Below are 9,032 nucleotides of genomic sequence, written 5' to 3' on the forward strand. Positions count from 1 at the left end.
CAGAAAATTGTTATGGAGGTCCAGGAGGAGATTATCTCCTCCTGGTGGGTGCAGGGCAAAGCCCTGCTGAAAATGTGCGGCGTTTCACAAAAGCGAATGCGCAGCATTCGCGCACGCCGCACAGATTTGTGCCCCGCAGGGGCACTCTTTGGGAGGGCGGACGCCCGACATGCACAGTTTCGCTTGTGGCAACAGTGAAGAAATTGGCAAATGCGATTGTCCTGCCCCATTGTGCTGTATATATTGTTGTTGCCATTTTCTTGCAGTTGTGGGTGGTTTTGTTTTTCCAGATGCTGTTTATGTCAAACCTTTTGCTTGTTTATAAAGTATGCCTTCCATGTCAAACGATTCGCAGCACCCCAATGATCAGATGCCGTTGCTGTTTCAGGAGGGGTTTTTGGCTATTTTATTGCTTTTGGCGATTGTGGGGTTGTTTTGGTTGATGCTGCCCTTTTTGCCGGGACTCTGTTTGGCGACTGTTTTGGCCGCTTCCACCTATCCGCTCTATCAAAAAATCCAACTGCGTTTTGCCCTCTCGGCACAGGGATCCGCTCTGCTGATGACCGGGAGTGTGTTTTTTCTGGTGATCTCTCCCGTGGTCTATTTGCTGACCATCGCCGGAATAGAGATTGCCCGCTTTTTTTCTGGGCTGAAGCAAAGAGTTGCTCTGCTCTCTCCCGGAGAGCTGCAGTTGCTGCGGGAGCGGTTGCTGGAGCGTCTGCCGCTGCCAGTGGATTTGCAAGAGATCCTCTTTGAGCAGTTTGAGAGTATGCTGCAGCAGATGGTCGGCATGATCAAAAATGTCTCCCTGTTTTTGTTCCAGAACATTCTTGGCAATTTTGCCTCCTTTTTCTCCTCATTGCTGTTGATCCTCTTGGCCCTCTTTTTCTTGTATCGGGATGGGCCAGCTTTGTTGAGACAGTTGCAAATTTTGTCCCCTCTGCCCAACCGATTGGATCAATTTATCATGCGCCGTTTTGCCTTGTTGGCGACTGTGTTGACCCTCTCTACCCTCTCCATTGCCTTGATTCAAGGGGTTTCCATCGCTGTTGTGGCACTCTTTATGGGCTTGCCATGGTTTACCCTGGGTGTTGCGGTGGCTGTCACCTCTTTTGTGCCGGTGTTGGGCAGCATGTTGGTGTGGGGGCCAACCGTCTATTGGTTGATTGCCCATGATCAATGGTTGTCAGGGATGTTTTTGCTCTTTTGGGGTGGGGTGGTAAACGGCTTTTTGGTGGACAATCTGTTGCGGCCTCTGTTGATCAACCGCTTTGTGCGCATGAGTCGATCCGGTGCGGAAAATGACGACGAATCCAGCCCGCTCGACCATACCTTGCTGACCGTGCTCTCCACCTTTGGCGGGTTGCTGGCCTTTGGTATCATGGGCCTGTTTTTTGGTCCCTTGATCGCAGCCATGGCCATTACCATTTTTGAAATTTATGAAAGGGAATATGGCCATCGTTTGGACTATTCCTGAACGCCGCGCACTTGTTGTTGGCTCGGTGCCAGATCCAGGTGAGAGTCTGTCTGCGGCTAACAGCCTGCAGGCTGTTGGTTGAGGCGGGCCAAAAAGGGAAAGATGATGGAGAGATGCCCACCATCACCCTTTTTCTGTTGGCCGGTTATGCGCCGGTGTCAATCGGTACAAAACCAGACTCCTGTAGCGGGCATATACTCATCTTCCTCCGCGCATTGCTGCGGGATGGGTGCCGTTTCTTGCGGGTACATCCAGGCTTTCAAACGTCTCCAAAAATCAATCAATGTGTTCATCGCAGTCCTCATGTGTAGTAGATAGTCGGCGCTCTCTTTGTGTAGACAAGTGCCAGTTGCTCCCCAGGGGAGCCTTGTTTGTTAAACCTTCAAATACAACTCTTTGCCATCCCCTTCCACCATCACCCGCTCTTCGGGGAGGATGGGTTGTGGCTTGGGCCAACATCCTGGGAGGGGGTCGCAGACAAGCAACTCTGGTGGTATGTTGAGCCCTTGTTTGACGACCAGCTCCCGGGACAAATCATGCGACGGGTTGTCACAGGTAAATTCGATGGGTATGCCATTGGGATCATAGGAATAGATCGAATAGCAATAACCATGATCGATCACATCTGATGCCGGAAATTCACCCGCATCAAGCAGTGCCATGATGTTCCATAACTGCTCCAGATGGGCAACTGCAATGGCCAGATGATCGAACACATAGGGACCGGTGACTGGTTCGCCATGTCGCTTATAAGGCAGCTTTTTCACGCCCGGCCATTCAAAGAAGGAGAGGCGTGCATTGCCGCCCACATCAAAAAGATATTGCCGGTTGTGCTCTGTTCCTGATACCAAAATCAGACGCATTCCCAATAAGTCTCGCCAAAAATGAAGAGTTGCCTTTATGTCGGAAGTGGCGAAAGCACTATGATGAATGCCTGAAAATGTGGGTGTGGTGTTCATATTGTCTTTCCTGCAATTTGGCAGTCATGGTTTGTTTTGTCTCTCCCCTGAGAGAGGCTGACTGCACTGGTTTAATCACGATCTGTTACTAGTATTGATTATATTTCTGAGAATAAGTTTCAAACTTTATTGCGTATATTTTTTGTAAAATATTCATTTTTTGCAAATTAAATAAAATATGCAATAAATATCTTTGCAGGAGCATGGGGTGTTGGCTGTGTCCTGAAGAAAAATTATCTTTAATTAATGGATGTTTGCATGTCGATGTCTCTGGAAAAGATGCTGCACAGAATGGAATTGACGCAGGCTGCAATCGGTTTGTGTATGTGTTGCTGATGGCTGTTTCAGGAAAATATGCGGCACAGGATTGAGTGGTTGCTGGATGCAATCTGGATAGATTGTTTTGTGGCATGCGTGGGAGGTGTGGCCTGGGCTGGTTTTTGTGTTTTGCTCGCTTCTGATGAGCAAAAGGGGAGCGCAAAATAATACTGTGTGAAAAGAGAGCTTGCTTGTCGGTGTTTGGAATACTATAGATAAACAATCTGTGGCTTGTTATTGGAGGTGTTCCATGTCTGCTGATGTCAAGCATGTTCCTATTGTTTTGATTGATATGGCCGGATTTTCCCGCTTGAGGAGTCTGCCTGAACAACGGGCGATTCTGACACGTTTGGATGCAATGCTGAACGCGGTATTGAAACAGTTTACCGGGCGGCTTAATCCACGCCACGCTTTCGAGTGGCAAAGTACAGGGGATGGCTATTTTATTACGCTGACAGGATGCTCCTCGCCAGTGGCCATGCGCTTTGCTGTGGATTTGGAGCAAGCGCTGCTGGCAGAAAAGAGTCGCAACTATCCACTGCGTTTGCGGGTTGGCTTGGTGTTGGGGGATGTGGAGGAGGTCGGCTTGCACCGCTTGAGCCCAGCCAAAACCGAAATCACCCGTTTGGTTGACCATGAGTGGAGCCGAGCTCTGTTGGCAAAGCGGGCGGCCCAGCCACAGGTGTTATTGGCCTCCACCCTGTTTTGGGAGGATTGGCAAAACCATCCAGAAAAAGATGATCCAGCCTTGGCAGTGGCAGAACGGCCATGGGTTTGGCTTGCCTTTCCGATCAAACATGGCGAAGTGTTACCGGGGTATCTGCAAGCCGATGAAGAGAGCATAGAGCAGATTCAACAGAGAGCGCAGCAGGAGTCTGTCCAACCGGCTCTGCCGAAGATGGATTTGCGCCCCTGGTTGCAACGGTTGCTGGATCAGACCGAATATTTGGAGATTCGCGGTATCAGTTCTGGAGGGGGGCGGGGTAGGGAGGCGGGTCGTTATTCTATCGAAACTCTCTATACCCCATTGCGCAGTCGGGGAGAGGGGAAGAAAATCGGTAAAAGAGGGGAGTTGTCAGGTCGGGAGGAGGAGCGGGTGGCGCTCTCCAGCTTGTTACCCCGCCATGCCCGATTGTTGATAGAGGGGCAGCCTGGTGCAGGAAAAACCACCTTTTTGCGTTTGGTGGCCGCCATGCTCTGCCGGGATTTATTGGGTGTGCGCTGTGAGAACGGCAGGAGTTGGCGCAATCATATCCTGGGCGTGACCGATGAGGTGCCGCGCATCCCACTGTTTTTACGACTGTCGGCGCTGGCCGCCATGCTGAAGGAAGAGCGCACGCCCTATCCCGAGGATGACAGTCGCCGTCTGCTTGATCTATTGGAGAAGCAGGCAAGACCGGAGGATCTTGCTGCCTGGCGGCAACACTGGCAGGAGTTGCTGCATTCTGGTCGGGTGATGCTGTTGCTGGATGGGCTGGATGAGGTGGCCGATGAGGAGATTCGTCGTCGCATCTTGGCTATCGTGTGCCACGCCATTCGTGAGTGGCAGGAGTGTCCGTTGCTGGTGAGCAGCCGACCTTTTGGTGTGGAGCAGATGCACGATTTGGGGTTCCATCATGTTGAGATTGAACCATTTGCCAAGGAGGAGGTGCAGGAGTTTCTCAGTCGTTGGTCGGCAGCCTTGCATGAAGCGGCAGCCAGCAGAGGTATTGGCCAGGAGCATCGGCAAAAATTAGAGCAGGCGATTTTGGAGCGGCCTGCCATTCGTTTGTTGGCTGCCAATCCGGTGATGCTGACCTGTCTGTGCGTGGTGCACTGGAATGAGGGTGATCTGCCGGAGGCGCGGGCACGTGTCTATCAGGCGGTGATCCGTTGGCTGTTGGCCTCGCGCAAGGAGTGGCGGGAGAAGTTTCATGATGATTTTGCCTTGGATGCTTTTGCAAAACTGGCGTTACACATGATGAGCGCAGGGCAGGGCAAAAAAGTGGTGGTTGTCGATCTGCAGGCCGGAGCAGAGGCGGTTGAACCGGTGGTGGCTCGCTATTTTGCCAATGAGCAGAGTCATGGTGAGCGGGTAAAATTGGCGCGAAAGTGGTTGAGCTTTGAATGTGTGGGCAGCGGTATTGTCGAGGAAACAGAGCAGGGAGAGCTCAAATTTTGGCATCTGACTTTTCAGGAATATCTGGCGGCCTTTGCCTTGGCTCTGCTGGGCGACGAGGAGAAAGAGGGTGAGGATTATTGGCCAATGCTCAAAGGGCGTTTGGATGATCCGCAGTGGCGGGAGACGGTGGAGCTTTTTCCTGGTGCTCTCTTTGATGAAGGGCGGGGACGCCGTGTCGATCGCTTGTTGCAAAAAGTGCTGGGTTTATTGGTGGATAATTCGAATCTGAGTGAAAAGGCGCGCATTGCCGGGATTATTGGCCGTTTGTTGCAGCCTCTGTCTGCTTTTCAATATACTCTTTCTGGCCCACTTGCAGAAACCTGGCAGCAGCTTCGTGATCGGGTGATGGCTATTTTCAAAAAAGAGGGTGCGGCAAAAGTCTCTATTAAACAGCGCATCGCGGCAGCGGAAGCCTTGGGCCAGGGTGGAGATCTCCGTTTGGCCAAAGAAAATTTTTATTCCAACCTTCTCGATTTTCCAGGTGGTAATGGCTGGCGTTTGGGTAAATATCTGGTAACAGTTATGGAATATCAGGAGTTTGTTGAGCAGGGCGGCTACCAGGAAGGGCAGTGGTGGGATGATACGGGCTGGAATTTACGGATGCGTGAACGGTGGCACAGTCCAGAAGAGTGGGAGCAGCAGCTTTTGCATCCTACTTGGCCGGTTACTAGAATCTCCTGGTTTGAGGCGATGGCCTATTGTCGCTGGTTGAGTGTTCAAAAAGGGTTGACCATTAGTTTGCCTGAGGAGACGCTTTGGTCTAAAGCGGCTGGAGCAAGAATATATCCATGGGGGGATATGGAGCCAACTCCAGAGTTGGCCAACTATAATTCTAATGTTAAGTCTCCTACTCCTGTGGGACTCTATCCAGATGGAAATGGTTTATATGGCCATTGTGATTTGGCGGGTAATGTCTGGGAGTGGCAGCGCAATCTTTGGGCTGGCAGCCATCCATTGGATACACTATTGAAGCAGCAGATCAAGGGAAATGACATGTTATCGCTGCGGGGCGGATCCTGGTGCCTTGGCGCAGGGTGGCTGGGTTCGGCCTATCGCCTCAGGTTCCTTGCCAGGGATCGCAACGGCAATGTCGGCTTCCGGGTGGCCGCTACTGCCGCGAGCACTTGATTTTTGTTTTTGTTGTGTTTTTGTTGGGTCCAGGGCGAAGCCCTGGTCGCGACAAAATGACAAAACAGAGCGATTTTGCGCAATTTTTGGTTATGTTACAACCGTTTTTGCACACAAATGCAAACAGAGCCTAGCGCAGAGAGTGAATACGTTGCTCGGTAGGGGGATGCGAGGAGAGATAGGCGGGCAGCTTGTGCTGCGGTCGGGTTTGTTCGAGAGTTTGCAAGGCGTTGGCCAACAGATGCGCGGAGCGGCCTGTTTTTTCCAATAAGCGGGCGGCAAAGCTGTCTGCCTCTTCTTCAAACTCCCGTGCATAGGCTTGGTTTAACAACAGGCTGGGCAGAGCGATGGTCAAGCTGGCCAAGGTGCTGGTATCGCCCAGCAGCAGACCTGCCAGCAGTGCCGTCGAGGCGCTCTGTACCACCAGGCGTAAACCGTGTTGATGCAGGGCATGACCCATCTCATGGGCCAGAATGGCCAGCAACTCCTCTTCATTCACCACAGCCAGAAGCTGTTCGGTAAAGAGAAAAACAGCTCCCGGCAGGGTGAAGGCGTTGGCGCCAATGGCCGTCGAACTGCGTAGATGAATCGTAAAAGTGAGCTGCTTTGCCTCAGGAGCAATCTGCGGCAGCACTGCTGTCAACTCTGCCAATGGCTTGCGCAATCGTGCCAACTGCTCCTGCTCACGCGAGGCAGGGGTAAACAGTCCCTGCAGGGAGAGCAGATTTTGCAACACCTTTTCTCCGAGTTGCTGCTCCAGCGCAGGCGGTATCTGCTTGACTACCAACTGTGCGAGCACCGGTACCCCAAAAACCAAAAGCGCCCAGACACTAAGGCCGCAGATGGCTACCGCCAACACAACATATCGCAAACGGCTTTCCAGAATATGCCAGGTGGATGCCAGAGCTCCCTTTTGTTGGCGCCGCAAAAAACGATCCAGAGCCTCATTATCGCGGATGCTGCAGCGCGCACCATCCGGTAGTTGTATGGAACGGGCAATGTTACCCACCCGATCCGAGATCTGCAGTTGCTGCAAAGAATAGAGACCATCATGGCGCGCCGAGCCGCTGATCTGGATCTCTGCCCGCTCTCCCAAGGTCAGGCGCACCGCTTGCGCCTCGGAGCTCAAACCATCAAACAGATCGGCCTCAATGGTGCTCATGCAAAGCCAATATCCATTCCAAAAGCATCGCCAAACTCTGTTGCCACCGCATCCAGATCAAGCAGTTGACCTGCCTGACAGTGGTTCAAATCGCTTTTGACGAGCAAGCAAATATGAGCTGTCAAATAGCGTAGCAGGCGTATGCGTGACCAGGGAATCAACAATCCGCAAGAAGCAAAATTGGCAATGGTGTTGGTAAGAAAGATCCAGGTCAGCGGCAAGGTGCGCAGAGTGCAGTGCAGACGAAAGCGGCTATCCAGGGTGCTATTGTGCCAGGCAGCTTGAAACATCGCCGACAGGAAGGCGGCCCGAATCAGGCTATAGAGAGTGATAAGCAGTGCCGTTACCGCAAATGCCGAAACAGCAAACCAGGGATTGCTGGTGGCAACGCCCTGTAGACTCCATTTGCCAAAGAGCAATAGCCAGAAAAACAGCAAGATGCCCATCAATACATAGGCCACCACCAGCAAGAGGATGGCTTTGCCATAGTGAAGCAAAAAATCTTTCTTCGGGTTGTGCATTTGGAAGTGGGCGCGGCCAAAAGCGCTATTATTGATAAAAAATTTATTTTGATGATAAAAATAGAAAGGAAGATAGAGGCCAAAGGTGAGGAAAACCAGGATCCAGCGCCACAGCAAAGCGCCATAGGCTTGCCCATATCTGCCGTTAAAAGAAAAATGAATATTGCGATAGAGGGTGTTGCGGAGCATGAATTGGCGTCCGCGTGTAACCAGCCAGGGGGTTGCCAACAGCAGGATCAACAGTAACACCGAATAGAGCAGGGCCCAGGCGGCATTAAATTGTCCAAACTGTTTGGCAAAACTCAAGAGAATGAGAAACGCAAACACGATGATGCGTCCTGTCAGGATGCGCCAGGGAGAGCCGGTAAACTCAAAGCCATGGCCATCCAGATGAAGATTGCCATAAAAATAGCGTAAGCGCCGCACCTTGGCCCAGGCTGAATAGACTCCCAGGCTCAGGATAGAGAGCGTGATATTGACAAACCAGATGCGGAAATATTCTCCTGCCGTGCCATGGAAGGTGAAGGGATAGATTTTTTCCTCTTCTTCTTTAACCTCTTCTGTCATCGCGCATCTTTTCCTTTGTTCATGCGGCGTGCCGGGATAAACAGCATCTACTGCAGCAGGACTCCTGGCAAAGGTGCGCTGCCGGATGATTGCTCTCACTTGACACGGTTATCTATACCCTTGTTGTGAGCATTCTGCAAGTTAAACAAAGGGTTTGGCAAGCCATTTTGCCGCACTGGGAGCTGTTTGCTGGCGATTGTCGTAACTATTCACTACCCAAAACAATTGCGGGTCCAGGGTGGGCACCTCCCTGGTGGAGCCCAGAGGCAAAGCCTCTGGGGTCAGGGCAAGCGCATTTGCCAATTTTCTCACTGTTGCCACAAGCGAAACGGTGCAGGTCGGGCGTCCGCCCTCCCAAAGAGTGCCCCTGCGGGGCACAAATCGGTGCGGCGTGCGCGAATGCTTCGCATTCGCTTTTGTAAAACGCCGCACATTTTCAGCAGGGCTTTGCCCTGCACCCACCAGGAGGAGATAATCTCCTCCTGGACCTCCATAATAGTTTTCTGATTTGCCTATGTGATTGCCCTGGTTCATGGGTATGGCAAGCGCATTTGCCAATTTTCTCACTGTTGCCACAAGCGAAACGGTGCAGGTCGGGCGTCCGCCCTCCCAAAGAGTGCCCCTGCGGGGCACAAATCGGTGCGGCGTGCGCGAATGCTTAAGCATTCGCTTTTGTAAAACGCCGCACATTTTCAGCAGGGCTTTGCCCTGCACCCACCAGGAGGAGATAATCTCCTCC

The 9,032-nt window shown here is 52.0% G+C and carries 7 protein-coding genes; 3 read left to right on the forward strand and 4 right to left on the reverse strand.

Translation table 11 applies throughout. The features are described 5' to 3' along the window. Positions 1-198 (forward strand): hypothetical protein (locus EJP87_RS18535; protein ID WP_227657584.1); only part of this gene is annotated, 198 nt, incomplete at its 5' end. 139 nt (positions 199-337) lie between these two features. Next, positions 338-1,477: an AI-2E family transporter gene (locus tag EJP87_RS10920; protein ID WP_193771303.1), complete on the forward strand. Its 1,140-nt coding sequence runs from the start codon at positions 338-340 to the stop codon at positions 1,475-1,477. A gap of 374 nt (positions 1,478-1,851) precedes the next feature. On the opposite strand, the gene EJP87_RS10925 is transcribed toward EJP87_RS10920, so the two are convergent. Next, complete coding sequence (locus EJP87_RS10925) at positions 1,852-2,436, reverse strand: VOC family protein (RefSeq protein WP_130471909.1); 585 nt, start codon at positions 2,434-2,436, stop codon at positions 1,852-1,854. Between the two features lie 88 nt (positions 2,437-2,524). After that, positions 2,525-3,025, reverse strand: a complete 501-nt coding sequence (locus tag EJP87_RS10930) for a hypothetical protein (RefSeq protein WP_130471910.1) — start codon at positions 3,023-3,025, stop codon at positions 2,525-2,527. On the opposite strand from EJP87_RS10930, the gene EJP87_RS10935 reads away from it, so the two are divergent. Further along, entirely contained in the window at positions 3,005-6,043 is a 3,039-nt protein-coding gene (locus EJP87_RS10935) for an SUMF1/EgtB/PvdO family nonheme iron enzyme (protein ID WP_130471911.1), read from the forward strand. The two genes, EJP87_RS10930 and EJP87_RS10935, sit on opposite strands and share 21 nt — an antisense overlap. A gap of 130 nt (positions 6,044-6,173) precedes the next feature. Here EJP87_RS10935 and EJP87_RS10940 read toward each other — a convergent pair whose 3' ends face one another. Both EJP87_RS10940 and EJP87_RS10945 read right to left on the reverse strand, forming a co-directional pair. After that, complete coding sequence (locus EJP87_RS10940) at positions 6,174-7,205, reverse strand: M48 family metallopeptidase (protein ID WP_130471912.1); 1,032 nt, start codon at positions 7,203-7,205, stop codon at positions 6,174-6,176. Continuing rightward, a complete protein-coding gene (locus tag EJP87_RS10945) occupies positions 7,202-8,293 on the reverse strand; it encodes a YjgN family protein (protein ID WP_130471913.1) in 1,092 nt (363 codons plus the stop codon). Before EJP87_RS10945 ends, EJP87_RS10940 begins: the two co-directional genes overlap by 4 nt. Positions 8,294-9,032: the final 739 nt, after the last annotated feature.

The organism is Candidatus Magnetaquicoccus inordinatus (assembly GCF_004217665.1).
Classification (GTDB): domain Bacteria; phylum Pseudomonadota; class Magnetococcia; order Magnetococcales; family Magnetaquicoccaceae; genus Magnetaquicoccus; species Magnetaquicoccus inordinatus.

What these genes read in the sequence shown, in the direction of transcription:
- EJP87_RS10920 (WP_193771303.1), top strand. Translation starts at nt 338, where the DNA reads ATGTCAAACGATTCGCAGCACCCCAATGATCAGATGCCGTTGCTGTTT.
- EJP87_RS10925 (WP_130471909.1), bottom strand. Translation starts at nt 2,436, where the DNA reads ATGAACACCACACCCACATTTTCAGGCATTCATCATAGTGCTTTCGCC.
- EJP87_RS10935 (WP_130471911.1), top strand. Translation starts at nt 3,005, where the DNA reads ATGTCTGCTGATGTCAAGCATGTTCCTATTGTTTTGATTGATATGGCC.
- EJP87_RS10930 (WP_130471910.1), bottom strand. Translation starts at nt 3,025, where the DNA reads ATGCTTGACATCAGCAGACATGGAACACCTCCAATAACAAGCCACAGA.
- EJP87_RS10940 (WP_130471912.1), bottom strand. Translation starts at nt 7,205, where the DNA reads ATGAGCACCATTGAGGCCGATCTGTTTGATGGTTTGAGCTCCGAGGCG.
- EJP87_RS10945 (WP_130471913.1), bottom strand. Translation starts at nt 8,293, where the DNA reads ATGACAGAAGAGGTTAAAGAAGAAGAGGAAAAAATCTATCCCTTCACC.